The organism is Deinococcus sp. YIM 134068, from assembly GCF_036543075.1.
GTDB lineage: Bacteria > Deinococcota > Deinococci > Deinococcales > Deinococcaceae > Deinococcus > Deinococcus lichenicola.
Genome location: NZ_JAZHPF010000011.1, coordinates 1 through 15988, shown reverse-complemented (window position 1 = coordinate 15988; position 15988 = coordinate 1). Strand labels below are relative to the sequence as shown.

Annotated in this window: 20 protein-coding genes; 8 read left to right on the top strand and 12 right to left on the bottom strand. The window is 64.5% G+C overall.

What is annotated here, in order from left to right; all coding sequences use genetic code 11:
- Positions 1-34 precede the first annotated feature (34 nt).
- Complete coding sequence (locus tag V3W47_RS11800; protein ID WP_331825411.1) at positions 35-1162, bottom strand: pyridoxal phosphate-dependent aminotransferase; 1128 nt, start codon at positions 1160-1162, stop codon at positions 35-37.
- A 149-nt stretch (positions 1163-1311) separates the two neighbouring features.
- Here V3W47_RS11800 and V3W47_RS11795 point away from each other — a divergent pair, with 149 nt between their 5' ends.
- Positions 1312-1923 carry a LysE/ArgO family amino acid transporter gene (locus V3W47_RS11795; protein WP_331825410.1) on the top strand — a complete coding sequence of 204 codons (612 nt, stop codon included), beginning with the start codon at positions 1312-1314 and terminating at the stop codon, positions 1921-1923.
- 30 nt (positions 1924-1953) lie between these two features.
- On the opposite strand, the gene V3W47_RS11790 is transcribed toward V3W47_RS11795, so the two are convergent.
- Positions 1954-2175 carry a DUF433 domain-containing protein gene (locus V3W47_RS11790; protein WP_331825409.1) on the bottom strand — a complete coding sequence of 74 codons (222 nt, stop codon included), beginning with the start codon at positions 2173-2175 and terminating at the stop codon, positions 1954-1956.
- A 31-nt stretch (positions 2176-2206) separates the two neighbouring features.
- On the bottom strand, positions 2207-3028 hold the full coding sequence (locus V3W47_RS11785; RefSeq protein WP_331825408.1) for a DUF5984 family protein: 822 nt from the start codon (positions 3026-3028) through the stop codon (positions 2207-2209).
- A 122-nt stretch (positions 3029-3150) separates the two neighbouring features.
- Here V3W47_RS11785 and carB point away from each other — a divergent pair, with 122 nt between their 5' ends.
- Together carB and V3W47_RS11775 are read left to right on the top strand one after the other, a co-directional pair.
- Positions 3151-6222 carry a carbamoyl-phosphate synthase large subunit gene (gene carB / locus V3W47_RS11780; RefSeq protein WP_331825407.1) on the top strand — a complete coding sequence of 1024 codons (3072 nt, stop codon included), beginning with the start codon at positions 3151-3153 and terminating at the stop codon, positions 6220-6222.
- Between the two features lie 20 nt (positions 6223-6242).
- Positions 6243-7115 (top strand): hypothetical protein, encoded by an 873-nt coding sequence (locus V3W47_RS11775; RefSeq protein ID WP_331825406.1) that lies wholly within the window; start codon positions 6243-6245, stop codon positions 7113-7115.
- Here V3W47_RS11775 and V3W47_RS11770 read toward each other — a convergent pair.
- From V3W47_RS11770 to V3W47_RS11750, 5 genes are all read right to left on the bottom strand, one after another.
- Positions 7086-8321: a site-specific DNA-methyltransferase gene (locus V3W47_RS11770; protein ID WP_331825405.1), complete on the bottom strand. Its 1236-nt coding sequence runs from the start codon at positions 8319-8321 to the stop codon at positions 7086-7088. The two genes, V3W47_RS11775 and V3W47_RS11770, sit on opposite strands and share 30 nt — an antisense overlap.
- Positions 8322-8755: 434 nt before the next feature.
- Complete coding sequence (locus V3W47_RS11765; protein ID WP_331825404.1) at positions 8756-9181, bottom strand: type II toxin-antitoxin system VapC family toxin; 426 nt, start codon at positions 9179-9181, stop codon at positions 8756-8758.
- Positions 9178-9558, bottom strand: coding sequence for a helix-turn-helix domain-containing protein (locus V3W47_RS11760; protein ID WP_331825403.1), 381 nt, complete (start codon positions 9556-9558; stop codon positions 9178-9180). The genes V3W47_RS11765 and V3W47_RS11760 overlap by 4 nt, the downstream gene beginning before the upstream one ends.
- A gap of 139 nt (positions 9559-9697) precedes the next feature.
- Positions 9698-10045, bottom strand: a complete 348-nt coding sequence (locus V3W47_RS11755) for a type II toxin-antitoxin system PemK/MazF family toxin (RefSeq protein ID WP_331825402.1) — start codon at positions 10043-10045, stop codon at positions 9698-9700.
- The gene (locus tag V3W47_RS11750) at positions 10036-10278 is read right to left on the bottom strand and encodes a ribbon-helix-helix domain-containing protein (RefSeq protein ID WP_331825401.1); all 243 of its coding nucleotides are present in this window, start codon (positions 10276-10278) and stop codon (positions 10036-10038) included. The genes V3W47_RS11755 and V3W47_RS11750 overlap by 10 nt, the downstream gene beginning before the upstream one ends.
- A gap of 164 nt (positions 10279-10442) precedes the next feature.
- Here V3W47_RS11750 and V3W47_RS11745 point away from each other — a divergent pair, with 164 nt between their 5' ends.
- The 4 genes from V3W47_RS11745 to V3W47_RS11730 all read left to right on the top strand — a co-directional run bounded on the left by V3W47_RS11745 (position 10443) and on the right by V3W47_RS11730 (position 11745).
- A complete protein-coding gene (locus V3W47_RS11745) occupies positions 10443-10652 on the top strand; it encodes a type II toxin-antitoxin system VapB family antitoxin (protein WP_331825400.1) in 210 nt (69 codons plus the stop codon).
- A complete protein-coding gene (vapC, locus tag V3W47_RS11740; protein ID WP_331825399.1) occupies positions 10649-11050 on the top strand; it encodes a type II toxin-antitoxin system VapC family toxin in 402 nt (133 codons plus the stop codon). Before V3W47_RS11745 ends, vapC begins: the two co-directional genes overlap by 4 nt.
- 34 nt (positions 11051-11084) lie before the next feature.
- Entirely contained in the window at positions 11085-11489 is a 405-nt protein-coding gene (locus V3W47_RS11735) for an excalibur calcium-binding domain-containing protein (protein WP_331825398.1), read from the top strand.
- Positions 11490-11553: 64 nt separating this feature from the next.
- On the top strand, positions 11554-11745 hold the full coding sequence (locus tag V3W47_RS11730) for a hypothetical protein (protein ID WP_331825397.1): 192 nt from the start codon (positions 11554-11556) through the stop codon (positions 11743-11745).
- A gap of 69 nt (positions 11746-11814) precedes the next feature.
- Here V3W47_RS11730 and msrB read toward each other — a convergent pair whose 3' ends face one another.
- Entirely contained in the window at positions 11815-12282 is a 468-nt protein-coding gene (gene msrB, locus V3W47_RS11725; protein ID WP_331825396.1) for a peptide-methionine (R)-S-oxide reductase MsrB, read from the bottom strand.
- 138 nt (positions 12283-12420) lie between these two features.
- Here msrB and V3W47_RS11720 point away from each other — a divergent pair, with 138 nt between their 5' ends.
- Positions 12421-13191 carry a DsbA family oxidoreductase gene (locus V3W47_RS11720; protein ID WP_331825395.1) on the top strand — a complete coding sequence of 257 codons (771 nt, stop codon included), beginning with the start codon at positions 12421-12423 and terminating at the stop codon, positions 13189-13191.
- Positions 13192-13210: 19 nt separating this feature from the next.
- Here the strand turns inward: V3W47_RS11720 and V3W47_RS11715 are convergent, their stop codons facing one another.
- The 3 genes from V3W47_RS11715 to V3W47_RS11705 form a co-directional block, all read right to left on the bottom strand.
- The gene (locus V3W47_RS11715) at positions 13211-13513 is read right to left on the bottom strand and encodes a hypothetical protein (protein WP_331825394.1); all 303 of its coding nucleotides are present in this window, start codon (positions 13511-13513) and stop codon (positions 13211-13213) included.
- Between the two features lies 1 nt (position 13514).
- Positions 13515-15146 (bottom strand): carboxylesterase/lipase family protein, encoded by a 1632-nt coding sequence (locus V3W47_RS11710; protein ID WP_331825393.1) that lies wholly within the window; start codon positions 15144-15146, stop codon positions 13515-13517.
- 132 nt (positions 15147-15278) lie between these two features.
- Positions 15279-15988, bottom strand: a 710-nt coding sequence (locus tag V3W47_RS11705; protein ID WP_331825392.1) for an ATP-dependent metallopeptidase FtsH/Yme1/Tma family protein, incomplete at its 5' end; no start/stop codon positions are given.

Sequence of the window (15988 nt, the reverse complement as noted above, 5' to 3'; positions counted from 1 at the left end):
CTGCGGGGGTCGTGTTCGTGCCTAAACAAACAATCTAGGCGCTCACATGGGCGGCCCGTTCCAACCGCTCCAGCGCCCGCTCCAGGTCGTCGCGCGACTTGCAGAACGCGAGCCGGAACAACCCCGCCGGGGCAGGGTGCTCGACGTAGAAGGCGTCCCCCGGAATGACGGCCACGCCCGCCTCCTCCACCAGCGTCTCGGCGCTCCAGCCGGGGCGACGGGCCGTAAGGAAGTAGGTGCCGCGCGGCTCGAACACCGTGGCCCCCAGGTCCCGCAACCCGCCCGCCAACAGGCGCATCCGCTCCCCGTACTCGGCGCGCAGCCCCTCGTAGAAGCCCCCCCGCCGCGCGACGGGCAGGGCCGCCGCCACCGCCACCTGAAAGGGCGTGGGCGCGCAGAAGGAACCGACCTGCCGTATGGCCGCGACGTTGCCCGCAAGACCGGGTGGGCAGGCAATCCAGCCGACGCGCCAGCCGGTCGCTTCCAGCCTTTTTCCCGCACTCCCCGTCGTAAAGGTGCGCTCCGGGGCGAGGTCGCGCAGGGACACGGGCCGCTCCCCGAAGTACAGCTCGTCGTACACCTCGTCGCTGACGATCCACAGGTCACACTCACGGGCGAGGGCGACCAGGGACTCCAGCTCGGCGCGGGTGAAGACCGTCCCCGTCGGGTTGTAGGGGCTGTTGAGCAGCAGGGCGCGGGTCCGGGGTGTGACGGCGGCGCGCACGGCGTCGAGGTCGAGCGCCCACCCCTCCCCGTCCGTCAGCCGCATGGGGACGGTGACGGGCACGGCCCCCGCCAGCCGCGCCTGCGGCACGTACACGTCGAACACGGGTTCGAGCATCAGCACCTCGTCGCCGGGGCCGTACAGCGCCAGCGCGAGGACATTCAGCGCCTCCGTCGCCCCCGAGGTCACGACCACATCGGCCCCGTCCACCCCGAGGTCAGCGCCGATGGCGTCCCGCAACGTGGGCAGGCCGACCGGGGGCGCGTACTGGTCCGAGACGCCCACCGCTCGCCGCGCCGCTTCGAGCAGGAAGGCGGGCGGGGAGTCCGACGGGAAGCCCTGCCCCAGATTGACCGCCCCATGCTGCGCGGCAAGGCGGCTCATGCGCGCGAACACGCTCTCCGAGGACGACCGGGCACGCGGCAACAGTTCAGGCATAGGGGCAGTCTGGACGCTCGAGCGCGGGAAGGGGAAGGGGGCGGGTCAGACAGGAGCTTTGGGTGGGTGGCCCGTGGCTCGTCGGAGAGACGGAGAGAGGGGGCCAGCGTCCTCCACAAGCGACGAGTCACCCGCCTATCCTTCCCCCCGTGCCCCCCTTCCTGCGCGGACTGACATTAGGCCTCTCGCTCATCGTCGCCATCGGGCCGCAGAACGCCTTCGTGCTGAGGCAGGGGTTGACGCGGCGGCACGCGCTCCTCGCGGCGGTGGCGTGTTCGTTGGCGGATACGGCGTTGGTGACGCTGGGGGTGCTGGGAGTCGGGGGCCTGCTGGCGCGGAGTCCTGCGCTGACGACCGTCGGGACGCTGGCGGGCGCGGCCTTCCTGCTGTGGTACGGGTGGCGTTCGTTCCGGTCGGCCCGGCAGCCGGGGACGCTGGAGACGGGCGGGCAGGCAGCCACCACACCGGGAACGGTCCTCGCCACTGCCGCCGCGTTCAGCTTCCTCAACCCGCACGCCCTCCTCGACACGGTGGTCCTGATCGGTGGGGCGAGCGCAGGACTGGATGGTGCAGGCCGAAACGCCTTCCTCCTCGGCACCATCCTTGCGTCATGGACATGGTTCTTCGCGCTGGCCCTGCTGGCGGGCCGCCTCGCGCCGCTGATGCGCTCGCCGAGGGCATGGCAGGTGCTGGACGTGCTGATCGGGGTGATGATGTGGGCGATTGCGGCGGGATTGGTGCTGGGGTTGCAAGAGGAGTGAGCGCCGCCTTATAAGGTCCCCGCCATTCGCTCAGGCACTCAGCCGGGGGTCGTCAACGTAGCGCGCGACCCAGACCAGCGCGGCATAAATGTCCTCACGCTTCAGGTCCGGGTAGTCGCTCAGAATCTCGTTTACTTCCACACCTGTGCCGAGCAGGTCCAGCACGTCACTCACCCGAATCCGCATCCCACGGATACACGGACGCCCGCCGCACTGGGAGGGGTTGAGTGTGATGCGGTCGAACAGGGGCATGGTTTGAAACCTACTCCCTGCCATACCGCAGCTAACGAGGTAGGGGCACTACGGACCACTGTTCCAGTTTCCGAATCGCGCTCAACACGTTCAACCAGTCCACCTTGTCTCCGGTCCGACCCTCCTCTTCGATGGAAGCTGTGTGTTGGCGGTGTAGAGATGCCAGCTTGGCGGCGTCCAGAACGCCAAGCTTTTCAACCTCGGAGAGACGTTCACGCATGGCAAGGTCAAGGCGATGGCGAAAGTCTTCTAGCTCCCCTTGAAACTGCGAGCCACTCAGATTCAGCCGTCCGCAGGACTCCACCCAGCAGAGCACGCCGTCCACTCGTTTCTCCTGGGTGTCCCACTGGACAGTCACCTCGTCGCCAATGCGCCAGAAGCGAATGACGGGCGGTGCCTGCAAATAACCCATATCCAGGTGGCGGGCGCTCCACCAAGACCCCGCCTCGTACCAGTCATCCCAGCGGTAGTGTGTCAGTGGGTCATCCTCTGGAGTGGAACGCCACCATTCGTTGACTTGCTCCCACCATATCTCCCAACGCCCAGACTCCACCCAGCCCGCGAACGGCTCAGGCAGTGGCTCCAACGAGTCGTGCGAAACGTCAATCAGGTCTTGCCAGAAGCGGGCAACTTGATAGTCAAGGTGGGGATCACGGCTGGGTTCCAAGCCAAATGCCGTCTCAAAATCCGGATGTCCTGTCGGTATGTCGCCTTGTGGTGTGGTGAGCCAATACCACCCATCCGTCAGCCAGAACCAACCGCTCAGGTATCGAGGCACATCAAAGTTGATGGCCTCCCAGCCCTGGATGATCTGTGGCAGAGGGCGCATGCGGAACTCGAAGAGGGGCGTCACGGGGAGAGCCTACACACGCAATTCCCGTTCAGCATTCGGCATTCGGCATACCCCACCTGCCTGCATAACCTTGCAACTTCCCACCCCCGCCTAACCCCGGCGTGCCATACTCCCTTTCTGGAATGCCCAAGCGCACTGACCTCCAGACCATCCTAATTCTCGGCAGCGGCCCCATCCAGATCGGGCAGGCCGCCGAGTTCGACTATTCGGGCACGCAGGCGCTCAAGGCGCTGAAAAAGGAAGGCTACCGCGTCGTGCTGGTGAACTCCAACCCGGCGACGATCATGACCGACCCCGACCTCGCCGACGCCACGTACCTTGAACCGCTGACGCCCGAGTTCGTCCGCAAGGTGATCGAGAAGGAGCGCCCCGACGCCCTGCTCCCTACCCTGGGCGGGCAGACGGCCCTGAACCTGGCGATGGAACTGCACGGCAACGGCACGCTGAAGGAGTTCGGCGTGGAACTCATCGGCGCGAACGCCGAAGCCATCCACAAGGGCGAGGACCGCGAGGCGTTCCAGGCCGCCATGAAGAAGATCGGCGTGGAGACGGCGCGAGGGAAGATGGTGCATTCGATGGAGGAAGCCGTCGAGTACCAGAAGGAGATCGGCCTCCCCATCGTCATCCGGCCCTCCTTCACGCTGGGCGGCACGGGCGGCGGCATCGCGCACACCTACGAGGACTTCCTGAAGATCACGGAGGGCGGCCTGCGCGACTCGCCGGTAACCTCTGTGCTGCTGGAAGAATCCATCCTGGGCTGGAAGGAGTACGAGCTGGAGGTGATGCGCGATCACGCCGACACGGTGGTTATCATCACCTCCATCGAGAATTTCGACCCGATGGGCGTGCATACCGGGGACTCGATCACGGTGGCCCCAGCGCAGACCCTCAGCGACGTGGAGTATCAGCGGCTGCGGGACCAGTCGCTCGCCATCATCCGCGAGATCGGGGTGGATACGGGCGGCAGCAACATCCAGTTTGCGGTGGACCCCAGCAACGGGCGCGTCATCGTGATCGAGATGAACCCGCGCGTCAGCCGTTCTAGCGCGCTGGCGAGCAAGGCGACCGGCTTTCCCATCGCCAAGATCGCCGCCCTGCTCGCGGTGGGCTACCACCTCGACGAGCTGCCGAACGACATCACTCGGAGCACGCCCGCCTCGTTCGAGCCGAGCATCGACTACGTGGTGACGAAGATTCCGCGCTTCGCCTTCGAGAAGTTCCCCGGCAGCAGTGACGCGCTGGGCACCCAGATGCGCTCCGTGGGCGAGGTCATGGCGATTGGCCGCACCTTCAAGGAGAGCGTGCAGAAGGCGCTGCGGAGCGTGGAAAGCGACGTGCGCGGCGCATTCGCCACCATGTCCGACGACGAGCTGCGCGGCCTGCTGTACGGCAACCCGCGCCGCCTGGAGGCCGTGCTGGAGCTGCTGCGGCGGGGCGAGGGCGTGAAGGCGCTGCACGACGCAACCAAAATTGACCCCTGGTTCCTCTCCCAGCTTCGGGAGATCGTGGACGCCGAGAAGGAAATCCTCGACCTCGGCCCCATCGCGGAGTGGAAATACGAAATCTGGCGCGAGGTCAAGCGGCTGGGCTTCTCCGACGCGCGGCTGGGCGAACTCGTGGGGCTGAGCGAGCTGGAGGTGCGCGAGCTTCGCAAGGCGGCGAAAGCCACCCCGGTCTACAAGACGGTGGACACCTGCGCCGCCGAGTTCGAGGCGTACACGCCCTATCACTACTCGACCTACGAGTGGGAGGACGAGGTGACGCCGACCGACAAGCCCAAGGTCGTGATCCTGGGGAGCGGCCCCAACCGCATCGGGCAGGGGGTGGAGTTCGACTACGCGACCGTCCACGCCGTCTGGGCGCTTCAGGAGGCCGGGTACGAGACGATCATGATCAACTCCAACCCCGAGACGGTCAGCACCGACTACGACACCGCCGACCGCCTGTACTTCGAGCCGCTGACCTTCGAGGACGTGATGAACATCGTCGAGCACGAGAAGCCCGTCGGCGTGATCGTGCAGCTCGGCGGGCAGACGCCCCTCAAGCTGGCGCGGCGGCTGGCGGACGCGGGCGCTCCCATCATCGGCACCAGCCCCGAGACGATCCATGAGGCGGAGGACCGCGCGAGTTTCAACGCCCTGTGCGAGCGGCTGGGACTGCCGCAACCGAAGGGCAAGGTGGCCGAGACGCCCGTGCAGGCCCGATCCTTAGCCGCCGAACTCGGCTTCCCCCTCATGGCCCGGCCCTCCTACGTGCTGGGGGGCCGCGCGATGCGGACGGTGCGGAGCATGGAGGAGTTGACGACCTATCTGGACGAGGTGTACGCCGCCGTCGAGGGGCAGCCGTCCATCCTGCTCGATCAGTTTCTGGAGGGTGCCCTGGAACTCGACGTGGACACCCTCTGCGACGGGGAGCGGGCGGTCGTGGCGGGCATCATGGAGCACGTTGAGGCCGCCGGGGTCCACTCGGGCGACTCCGCGTGCGTGCTGCCCCCGGTGAACCTGAGCGCCGAACTGATGGACCGCGTGAAGGCCGATACGGAACGCCTCGCCCTGGAATTGGGTGTGCGGGGCCTGATGAACGTGCAGTGGGCGGTGAAGGATGGCACCGCCTACATCCTGGAGGCCAACCCGCGTGCCAGCCGCACCGTGCCCTTCGTCAGTAAGGCCGTGAACCACCCGCTCGCCAAGAGTGCCGCGCGCATCGCCGTGGGGCAGACGCTGGAGCAGATCGGCTTTACCGAGACGCCCACGCCGGGCATGTACTCGGTCAAGGAAGTCCACCTGCCCTTCCTGAAGTTCGCGGGCGTGTCCCCCGTCCTCGGCCCGGAGATGAAGAGCACGGGCGAGAGCATGGGCATCGACGCGGACCCGTACCTCGCCTTCTACCGCGCGGCGCTGGGGGCCAAGAGCAACCTGCCCAGGGAAGGCACGGCGCTCCTCCTCGGGGACGGCCTGGACGACGTGGCCGCCACGCTGGAGGGTGCGGGGCTGCGGGTCATCCGCGAGCAGGAGGGCGACCAATTGCCCGACCTCCTCATCGACGTGACCGCCTCGCCGCTCCTCCGCCTCGCCCTGGAACGCGGCAAGCCCATCGTCAGCACCCGCGAAGGTGCCGAGTGGACGGCCAGGGCGATAGCAGCGGCGAAGGGGCAGGAGTTGGGGGTGCGGAGTTTGCAGGAGTGGGTGGAATAGGCATCTGGTAAGTTATGACAATGCCAACTTTTGAAGATTTGGGATCGGATAAACGTCAGTGGCTCACAGCCCTTGGTACACCCTTCTATCCAGACTATCTAGATGAAGCGAAGGTGGTGCATGAGCCAACCATCAAAAAATTTATTGAGTTGGTTGATAGCGCAACCTCATCAATCGATCTTTTCAATACCATACAGAAGGAAACCGGCAAGCAGCATACTCAACTACTCCGCGTTTTTAAGAAGTACGTTCTTCCCGGAATCTCTGTGGAGGCGACAAAAGTTAAGAAAAATGCCGCAGAAATTCTGAAACATCATTCACACGAGTTTCGTGATATTGAGTCTATTCGTAATCTAATAAAGAATCGTCCAACCGATGATGAGGCACTAGTAGCGGTCTTGCAGGAGTACTCAACGCGCGGCTCGAAGGGCTATACTCTTACCGAGGCATTCTTTGAGTGGTTTGAAAATAAGTATGACGGCATTTACACTATTAGCGGACCCAAGCGAGCAGGTACCGACATACAATTAAGAAGCCTCTTAAAAGGCTTTACAGATGAGGCACCAACTGATTTTGTTATCAGAGACGCCACTAATACCATAATTGCTGCTGGTTACGCTAGATATGACTCTGATCGCGGTGGTGCACAAGAGGACGACCGCACAGGCGGCAATAGTGACAAGATTACAAAAATTAGCGAGTACAACAACCGAACTGGCAGTAAGATAAAAATCATCTTTTTAAATGATGGACCTGGTTTAGCTCTTGGTTCAATGTGGCGTGACTATGCCGTCCTCGATGCCAAACCTGGTGTTCTAGTTTGCACTCTAAAGATGCTTGAAGATCGCCTTACTCAAGAGTGGCTAGAAAATGACGCCGATTTCGTCCGCTAGCTTTGCACGATTAACACCAAGCGGGCTATAGATGCTAAAGGGAGGGTTGACGGAAATCAATGGTGTAGTAGAAGTCGCTTTCTTAAAGCTTCCAATCTTCTTTCCACCATGAATAAATCTCTTATTAATAACCCTCGCCGCTAGACTTGAGTTGTCCATCATAATCCATCGCCGTCCCAAACGCTCGGCGGCGAAGCCTGTTGTTCCACTACCCGCGAAAGCATCCAACACAAGGTCTCCAGAGTTGGAGGACGCTTCGATGATCCTACAGAGAAGATCGAAATTCTTCTCTGTAGGATAGCCTGTTATATCTATATTTTGATTGTGTGCATCACGGTAATTCAACCAAATATCCTGTGCTGGTGAGCCAGGACGTGTATCAAGATAAACTTTTCGGCGCGGATTCCCTTTAGCGGACCAGACAATCTCACCACGCTCCTGATAGGCATCTAGTTTCGCTGGAACGTACTGCCAATGCTTACCTGCTGGCGGTAACATACCACGCCATTCACCACCCGTAGCACCATTGCGAACGCCGGGGGCGTGGATTGGTACTAACATGTATCGTCTGCCCGTCTCCGGCTCGATATGTCTATACTCTCTTTTTTCCTTTTCCTCGTCTAGAGGATCAAATTGTTGGCTCCACGTGTAAACTGCTGTCTTGCTGTAAAAAAGAATGTAATCGGATATATTACCATATTGCTTTCTCGTGTAATTTTTAGAATTACACTTCTTACGAGTAATCATGTTACGAAAATTCTCCTGTCCAAAAACCTCATCCATGATTACCTTGATTTGAAATATCATTCTTCCATCAAGATGAACGTAAATTGATCCGTCATCACTCAATAATTCACGCATAACAATAAGTCGTTGACGCAAGGATTCTATAAAATGAGCACCAAAGTGAACATCATCATAAGCATGTTCAAGGTCTCGGGATTCAAAAACACCCTTCGTTGCATAAGGAGGATCGATATATATCAATTTAACTTGATTTCTATAACCATCATGTAATAGGTCGAGCAGTCCGTCAAAGTTATCTCCGTAATAAAAACGGTTTGTGTTGCCATCCAACAGCCTCTCGAACGGTATACGACTACGTGCTAGAACTTCTGTCTCGGGAACTTTGCCTTCGTATAGGAGTTCAAATTCTCCCCCTCTTTGATGATTGGTTAAGCCCTTCCCATATTTACTATGTGCCATTGTTACTTCCCTCCACACAACTTCTAAGACTGGAGATCAGCAACCGAGCTATCTCACGACTCCTACCATACGCACTATCACACTTCAGGCTGAGATGTTCTTCGAGCTGCTGCAACTCATCAGGGTAAAGGTAGGCACTCAATCTAACTGACTTGCCTCCCTTCGCCTTTTTTCCAGGACTGAGGTTTGTCACATTAGGCATGTCAGACATGTTGACCCATATCAGACCTTTTGCCTACCACTCCCAACAAACATTGTGCACGATACCCGCATAGGTGTCAACTATACGAGAGTGTGAGTTACTCTTAGCCCAAATCCCTGCTCTAGCAGGATGAGCGAAGCAGGGAGGGCAACGCAAAACCACTCTTTGATCACGCCCCAGCACGGGCCGCAGCTCCAGTCGGTGGGGTTGGGCGGGGTGGGGTGGGGGAAGGCTACGGCTGCCACACCTGCCCTGGCATGACCTGTTCGGCGACGGCTCGCAGCCTCAGGTCGAAAGTCATGAACTGCACGCCGAGCGGAGAGACGGCCTGAGCGGCGGCAAGGTGAACGGCGTCGTAGGCCCGCAGAGCGTGGGCCTGCGCGAGGTCGGCGGCATCCTGTAACAGTTCCTCGTCCACAGCAACGTGCCGAAAGGTCGGCCAGTCGGTCCTGAACGCCTCCAGGGCCGTCTGGTACGCCCGCCCGCTCAGCAGCTTTCGAGCCCGCCGCCCGGTGAAGGCAGAAACCATTTCCACGTAGGTGATGACATGACAGATCACGCCGTCTGCCTGTTCCTTGCGGGCGGCGACCTGCCCATAGTCCGGTTCACGGGTGTAGAGGCGGAGCAGCGCGGAGGTGTCCAGGTAGAGCAGGCTCAAAGCGACGGCCCCAGGAGGTCGGGCAGCAGGTCCTCAATAGGGGGACCACTCACGGGGACGGGCTCAACCAGACCCTTCGGTTTTAAGCCCCAGGGTTCACCACCCAGCAGTCGCAGGGCGCGTTCACGGGCAGCCTGCTCGGCCTCGGCGGGCTTGTCCACGACCTGCAAAATGTCGCCCACATCGGCCTTGACACCGAGACGCCGCAAGCCCGTCACAAGGTCTACGAGCGTGCCTATCTCGACCCGTTCAACACGGCCCCGGAAGATGGCATTGATTGTTGCGGGGCGCATCCTGGCAGCCTCAGCCAGTTGCTTCTGACTAATATTGTGCCGCCGCAGGAGCTCAGCAAGACTGATTTGCATTTGTGCGGTCATTCTTACCACCTAGCGAAAGGGTAACACTTCCAAAGGTTAGAATGGGAGAGGAGACCATGGGGGCAATTTTCCAAGTTCCTGCCTCGGCACAGGCTGTAGCGACAGACGGTGGGGCTGGGCTGGGCGGGGTGGGAGCAGGCTAGAGGGCCAGATGCTCCCGCACCCTGGCGTCCAGTTCGAGCATCAGGTCTGTGGGGACGTTGCCCAGGCGGCGGAGAACACGGCTGAGGGCGACGGAGCGGATTTGCTCGACCTGCGCTTTGCTGTCCTCGTTCAGGCCCGTGCGCTGGTGGGGCAACAGGAGCTGAAAGGGATACACGCGCTCGACGTTGCTGGTCAGCGGGACCACGGTGATGACCACGTTGTTGGCATTGGCCGCGTTGTTGGTCAGCACCACGGCGGGCCGGGTGTAGTTGGCCTCGCTCTCGCGGGCGAGGCTGAAGTTGACGAGCAGGATGTCACCCTGCCGGATGAGCCCTACAGCCACTGGCTGCCGTCACTTTCCTCCAGCCCATCACCGTTCTCAAGGTCTACGAACTCGCCGGAACGGGCATAGTCGGCGTAGGCTTCGGCCAGTTCCTTCTCACGCAGGGCGTGAATGGCCTGGGCGACGGCTTCACTCCGGCTGCTCAGGCGGTGAGTCTTCTGGTACTGGTCGAGGTAACGGGCGAGGTGCGGGGACAGGCTGACCGTTACGCGTTGTGCAGTGTCGTATGTCATAAACTCATACTAACATTCATACCAACTTAAACACCTCAGCACAGGCCGCAGCGGTAGACGATGGGGCTGGGCGGGGTAGAGACAGGGGACGAAACAGTCTGCCTCCCGCTCAACCTCCGACTTCCCCTTACGGTCCTACACAACCTCTTGTGTAAGCCTGGGGTATGGCGACGAACCTGCAAATCGACCCGGAACTGCTGGAGCGTGCCCTCAAGGTCGGCGGGCACCGCACCAAGCGCGAGACGGTGAATGAGGCTCTGGCCGAGTACATCCGGCACCGCGAACAGCTCAAGATTCTGGACCTGTTCGGAACAGTGGATCCGGCAGATATGGCGACCGACGAGGAGATGCGGGCGCAGCGCAAGCGCTCGTGAAGGTGATCGTTGACAGCAACGTGTGGTTCGGAGCCATCAGGAAGCGGACGGGCGAGCCTTCGCCCGAGTTGAGGATGCTGAGTGATCTGGTGCGCGAGGGCCGCGTCCAGATGCTGGGCTGTATTCGGCAGGAGGTGTTGCAGGGCCTGCACAGGCCGGAGGTCTTCGAGCGAATCCGCCAGAGTCTGCGCGCCCTCCCAGATCGAGAGGCGTCTTTCCTCGAATACGAGTTGGCGGCAGCGTTCTTCAACACCTGCCGGGGCGAGGGCATTCAGGGGAGCAGCACGGATTTTCTGATCGCCGCTTGCAGCGTGACCTGGGGCCTGCCCCTGCTGACCAAGGATAAGGATTTCCAGCGGTACGCCGAGCATGTGCCGTTGGAGCCGGTCAAGGTCTAGCCTCCGACCCCTGTTCGTATGTCATGCTGCTCTCATGCCGTCCATGCGTGCCTTCCTCGCCCCGCTGGCCCTCTCGCTCACCCTGCTGGGCACGGCCCACGCCGCCACCGCCCTCACCACCGCGAACTCGAATCTGCGGCGGACGCCCGACGCGGCGGCCCCCATCCTGAACGTCGTGCCGCGTAACACGTTGCTGCTCGTGGCGTGCCAGGGCGAGTGGTGCCGCACGAGCTACGGGGGACGCGGCGGGTACGTCGCGCGCTCGCTGCTGCGTCCCGTGACGGGCAGCGCCCGCCTGACGGGGCAGGGCACGGTCTACTTCCGAAGCTGCGTGCAGGTGCGGGCGGCGGGCCGGGCACCCCTGCGCCTCGGTGAGCCGGGCTACCGCACCGCGCTCGACCGCAACGGCAACAGCGTGGCCTGTGAAGAGGGGGAATAGGGCTATAAGGCGGGCTTGAGGGGCGGCACACCCACGCCCTCTCCCCCCGCCCTACCCTCGGGGCATGACCGACAAGGGAAACGAGGCCGAGCAGTTGCGCGACATGGCCGCCGAGCGGCAGGAGCACGAGGAGGCGAGCGGCAAGACGAGCGCAGGCGGGGCGGGCAGCACGGGCACGCCCGGCAACACCGAGTCGGGTGTGGACACCACCGACGCCGAGGACGGCGGCCCGCGCTCCGGCATCACCGAAAGCTGAGCGTCCACACGGGCAAGGGCCGCACGGGAGATTCCGGCGCGGCCCCTTCTCTTGCTTGACATGTCTGCCCTACCTGCCGAACAACTTCAGATACTCCCCGTACCCCTGCGCCTCCAGCTCCCCCACGGGCACGAAGCGCAGCGCCGCCGAGTTGATGCAGTAGCGCAGGCCGCCCTGAGCCTGTGGCCCGTCCGGGAAGACGTGGCCGAGGTGCGAGTCGGCGAGGCCCGAGCGAACTTCCGTGCGGGCGTAGCCGATCTTGTAGTCGGTATTTTCGGTCAGGCGGACGGAGGGGATGGGCCGGGTGAAGCTGGGCCAGCCGCACCCCGCGTCGTACTTGTCGAGCGAGCTGAAGAGCGGTTCGCCCGACACCACGTCCACGTAGATACCGTCTTCCGTGTGGTCCCAGTATTCGCCCGTGAAGGCCCGCTCGGTGCCCTCCTGCTGGGTCACGCGGTACTGCATGGGCGTGAGCTTCTCGCGCAATTCGTCGTCGCCCGGCTTGACGAAGGCGGCCCTGGGCGTGTCGGTGGTCATGGGGCGAGTGTAGGCAGGGAGCAAGCGCGAGAATAGGACCTCGGCCCGCGCCGCCAACTCCACGGGAGAACCGACGCCGTGTGGTGAATGGTGCCCGCCTCCCTTGCTTTGCTTTTTAAAGCGAGGCATCATGGCCCCATGACTCTCTTCACTCCCTCCTCCCCGGGCAAGGTGCGCGTGGATATCTGGTCGGACATCGCCTGCCCGTGGTGCTATGTGGGCAAACGGCGCTTCGAGGCGGCGCTGGCGGACTTTCCTCACCGTGACCGGGTGGAGGTCGTGTGGCACTCGTTCGAGCTGGACCCCTCGGCCCCGTCCGAACGCGGGCAGTCCATGAGGGCCATCCTCGCGCGCAAGTACGGCGGCGGCGAGGCCGGGGCACAGCGGATGCTGGACGAGATGACCCGGACGGCGGCGGGCGAGGGGCTGGAGTACCACTTCGAGCGCCTGCAACCCACGAACACCTTCCTGGCACATCAGGTCATCCACCTCGCGGCGGAGCATGGCCTGGGCGACGCGATGAAGGAGCGCCTGCTCGCGGCCTTCTTCGTCGAGGGCGAGTTTCTGGGCGACCGGGAGACGCTGGTGCGGCTGGCGGCGGAGGTCGGGCTGGACGCCGGGGAAGTGCGCGCGGCGTTGGAGAGCGGGCGTCACACGGCGGACGTGCGGCGGGACGAGGCGCAGGCCCACGCCCTCGGCATCGGCGGCGTGCCCTTCTTCGTGCTGGACGGCAAGTACGGCGTGAGCGGTGCCCAGTCCCCGGAGGTCCTGCGCGGGGCGCTGGAACAGGTCTGGGCCGAGACGCACCCCGCGCCCCTGACCCTGCTGGGCGCGGACACGCCCGCCGACGGCTGCGAGGACGGTCAGTGCGCCCTTCCCGAGCGGGACACGGCGGGGACGCAGGGCTGAGCGGCGGACGCCAGGGGACCTAACGTCCGCCCAGCAGCCGCCCGACGAGCAGTTGCGTCCCGACCAGCACCACCGCGAAGCCCAGCGCCGACCCCGGCTCCCGCACCCCGAAGAGGGCCACGCCCGCGAGCAGCCCGACGAGCACCCGCACGACGAGCCGGGCCTGACCCCCGCCGCCGCGCAGCGCGGGCACGAGCAATCCCACCCCCACCAAACCCGCGACGACCACCCCCAGGTCGAGCGGGTCGCGCCGTTGCCACCACGTCACGCCCAGCAGCGCGGCCACGAGCAGCAGCGGGAGGAGGAGCGAGGGGGGCCTCACCTCACCGGCTCCAGAAGTCGCAGCGGTGTTCCTGCCGGAAGGCCGTGCTCTCGGCCACGCGGCCCGGCGCGAAGGTCAGGAGGTTGTTCCGCGCGGGATCGAGGGGCCTCCACTCCGGCACACCGGGGCGGGCGGGCACGTTGGGATTGCCGCTCCGGGCGAAGTTGGCCCAGTACGTCCGCATCAGCCGGGCGAGGTCCGCCTGCACGGGCGTGAACCTGGCCGGATCGGCGAGGCCCTCCAGCCGGGTGCCGAAGACGCTGATGATCTCGGCGGCGTGGTAGGCCCCGTAGCTCGGCACGCTCCGGGTGACTGGGAGGGCGATGGGCGCGGTGCGGTCGCGGAACTCGTAGGCGTACACGGGCGTCACGCGGGCGAGGGTGCGGGAAATGTCGTTCACCGGGCAGGCGAACAGCCCGTCGGTCACGAGCGCGGCGGCGGTCAGCCCCACCGTCGGGTAGTCGCGGGCGGCGTAGGTGGCGAGCACGCGCGGCGCGTTCCACCCCTCCAGCACGGCCACAAGCGCCCAGTACTGCCACAGCGGAATGTCCGCCTCCCGCCCGAGGGGGGCCACGAAGAGGGTCCCCTCGTCGAGGTTGCTGCCGATGAGGACAGGCACACGGTTGAAGCTTCCATCCTCGAACACGTCGCGGGGGGCGCGGGGAACGGTGCCGTCGCCATACACGGGGGGCAGGTCCACCGACCCCGGCGCGCGGCGGCCCGGCACGGGCGTCCTCAGCACCCGCTCGACCGGCACCGCGCGCAGGCAGGCGGCGTCCCCGTCGGGACAGCCCAGGGCGCGGGCGTACTCCCGGCCCGTGTTGAGCGCCTCCGGCAGCGCCGTCATGTTGATCTCGGGCGTGCAGGGGCCGCTCTGGAGGATGGCCCGGTCGAACAATCCCACCGCCGACGGCGAGGCGAGTTGCGCGCACACGCTCATGCCGCCCGCCGACTCGCCGAAGAGGGTCACGTTGCCGGGGTCGCCCCCGAAGACGGCAATCTGGGACCGCACCCAGCGCAGGGCCGCCTGCTGGTCGAGCAGCCCGTAGTTGCCCACCGTCCGCCCCTCCAGCAGCGCGGGCGCGGCGAGGAAACCCAGCGGCCCGACGCGGTAGTTCAGCGTCACGACGACCACGCCCTGCTCGCGGGCGAGAACGCGGGCGTCGTAGTCGCTGCCCGCCCCGGTGCGGAAGGAGCCGCCGTGAATCCAGACCATGACGGGGGCGCGCACGGCCTGATCGGGGGCGGTGACGTTCAGGTACAGGCAGTCCTCCACCCCGCGCAGGCCCCCGCCCGCCTGCGGGTAGCGGACCTGGGCGCACGCCTGCCCCGGAACGGAGGCATCACGTTCCCCCGACCACGACGGCGCGACCTGCGGTGCCCGCCAGCGCAACTCCCCGACGGGCGGCGCGGCATAGGGAACTCCCTGGAAGACGCGCACGCCCTCCGCCTCCCGGCCCACGAGCGTCCCCTGGACCACCCGCACCCGCACGGGCACTCCCGGCGCGGCGACGGGCGCGGCCTGCACCGGCGGCAGGGGCGTCTCCTGCGGCGCGGAAGTGATGGACTCCTGGGCACCCGCGCCTCCCAGCAGCAGGGCGGCGAACAGCAGTAAGCGCGCGAGCGGCGACATGCGACAGGCTAGAGCGGGACGCCGGGTGGGAAAACGGGGGCGATGACCCAAACGACAGAGTTTAAGAAGACCAGAAGACCGCCGCCGGGCGAGGAAGTCCTCAGCTCCAGCGGCGGTGTGGATGTTCGGTGCTCAGGCCGGGTCGGGCGTCAATCCCGTGTGGGAGGCGGGGCCGTCCGGCTCGCCCGAGGGGCGCGGCGGGGTCGCGTCGGGCAGAGTCCCCCCGGCGAGGACCGTCCGCACGTCGTCGCCCGTCAGGAACTCGCGGGCCATCAGCGCGTCGGTAAGGCGGTGGAGGACATGGGCGTGTTCAGTGAGAAGGGCCACGGCGCGGTCGTACTGCCCGTTGAGGATTTCGCCGAGGGCCACGTCGATGTGTTCGGCGGTGCGGTCGCTGTAGGCCCCGCGCTGCGGCCCGTAGCCGAGATACCCCTCGCTCTCCTGCGCGAAGGCGATCTGCCCCGCGTCCGACATCCCCCACTCCGTCACCATGCGGCGGGCGATGTTCGTCGCCTGCTGGAAGTCGTTCGCCGCGCCCGTCGTCACCTGCCCGGTGGCGACCTGTTCCGCCGCGTGCCCGGCGAGCGCCACGCAGATGCGGTCGAGCAGCGCCGCCCGCGTGTGGTGCATCCGGTCCTCGGGCGTGTACAGCGCCGAGCCAAGCGAGCGACCACGGGGAACGACGGTGAGTTTGTGCGCCTTGTCCGCATGTGGAAGGAGCTGAGCGGCGAGAGCGTGCCCGACCTCGTGATATGCCGTCACCTTGCGGTCCGCTTCCCTCACCACCAGTGAGCGGCGTTCGGGTCCCATCAACACCCGGTCCCGCGCCTCGTCCACATCCC

What these genes read in the sequence shown, in the direction of transcription:
- carB (WP_331825407.1), top strand. Translation starts at nt 3,151, where the DNA reads ATGCCCAAGCGCACTGACCTCCAGACCATCCTAATTCTCGGCAGCGGC.
- V3W47_RS11720 (WP_331825395.1), top strand. Translation starts at nt 12,421, where the DNA reads ATGACTCTCTTCACTCCCTCCTCCCCGGGCAAGGTGCGCGTGGATATC.
- V3W47_RS11770 (WP_331825405.1), bottom strand. Translation starts at nt 8,321, where the DNA reads ATGGCACATAGTAAATATGGGAAGGGCTTAACCAATCATCAAAGAGGG.
- msrB (WP_331825396.1), bottom strand. Translation starts at nt 12,282, where the DNA reads ATGACCACCGACACGCCCAGGGCCGCCTTCGTCAAGCCGGGCGACGAC.
- V3W47_RS11800 (WP_331825411.1), bottom strand. Translation starts at nt 1,162, where the DNA reads ATGCCTGAACTGTTGCCGCGTGCCCGGTCGTCCTCGGAGAGCGTGTTC.
- V3W47_RS11750 (WP_331825401.1), bottom strand. Translation starts at nt 10,278, where the DNA reads ATGACATACGACACTGCACAACGCGTAACGGTCAGCCTGTCCCCGCAC.
- V3W47_RS11775 (WP_331825406.1), top strand. Translation starts at nt 6,243, where the DNA reads ATGCCAACTTTTGAAGATTTGGGATCGGATAAACGTCAGTGGCTCACA.
- V3W47_RS11760 (WP_331825403.1), bottom strand. Translation starts at nt 9,558, where the DNA reads ATGACCGCACAAATGCAAATCAGTCTTGCTGAGCTCCTGCGGCGGCAC.
- V3W47_RS11710 (WP_331825393.1), bottom strand. Translation starts at nt 15,146, where the DNA reads ATGTCGCCGCTCGCGCGCTTACTGCTGTTCGCCGCCCTGCTGCTGGGA.
- V3W47_RS11745 (WP_331825400.1), top strand. Translation starts at nt 10,443, where the DNA reads ATGGCGACGAACCTGCAAATCGACCCGGAACTGCTGGAGCGTGCCCTC.
- V3W47_RS11735 (WP_331825398.1), top strand. Translation starts at nt 11,085, where the DNA reads ATGCCGTCCATGCGTGCCTTCCTCGCCCCGCTGGCCCTCTCGCTCACC.
- V3W47_RS11730 (WP_331825397.1), top strand. Translation starts at nt 11,554, where the DNA reads ATGACCGACAAGGGAAACGAGGCCGAGCAGTTGCGCGACATGGCCGCC.
- V3W47_RS11790 (WP_331825409.1), bottom strand. Translation starts at nt 2,175, where the DNA reads ATGCCCCTGTTCGACCGCATCACACTCAACCCCTCCCAGTGCGGCGGG.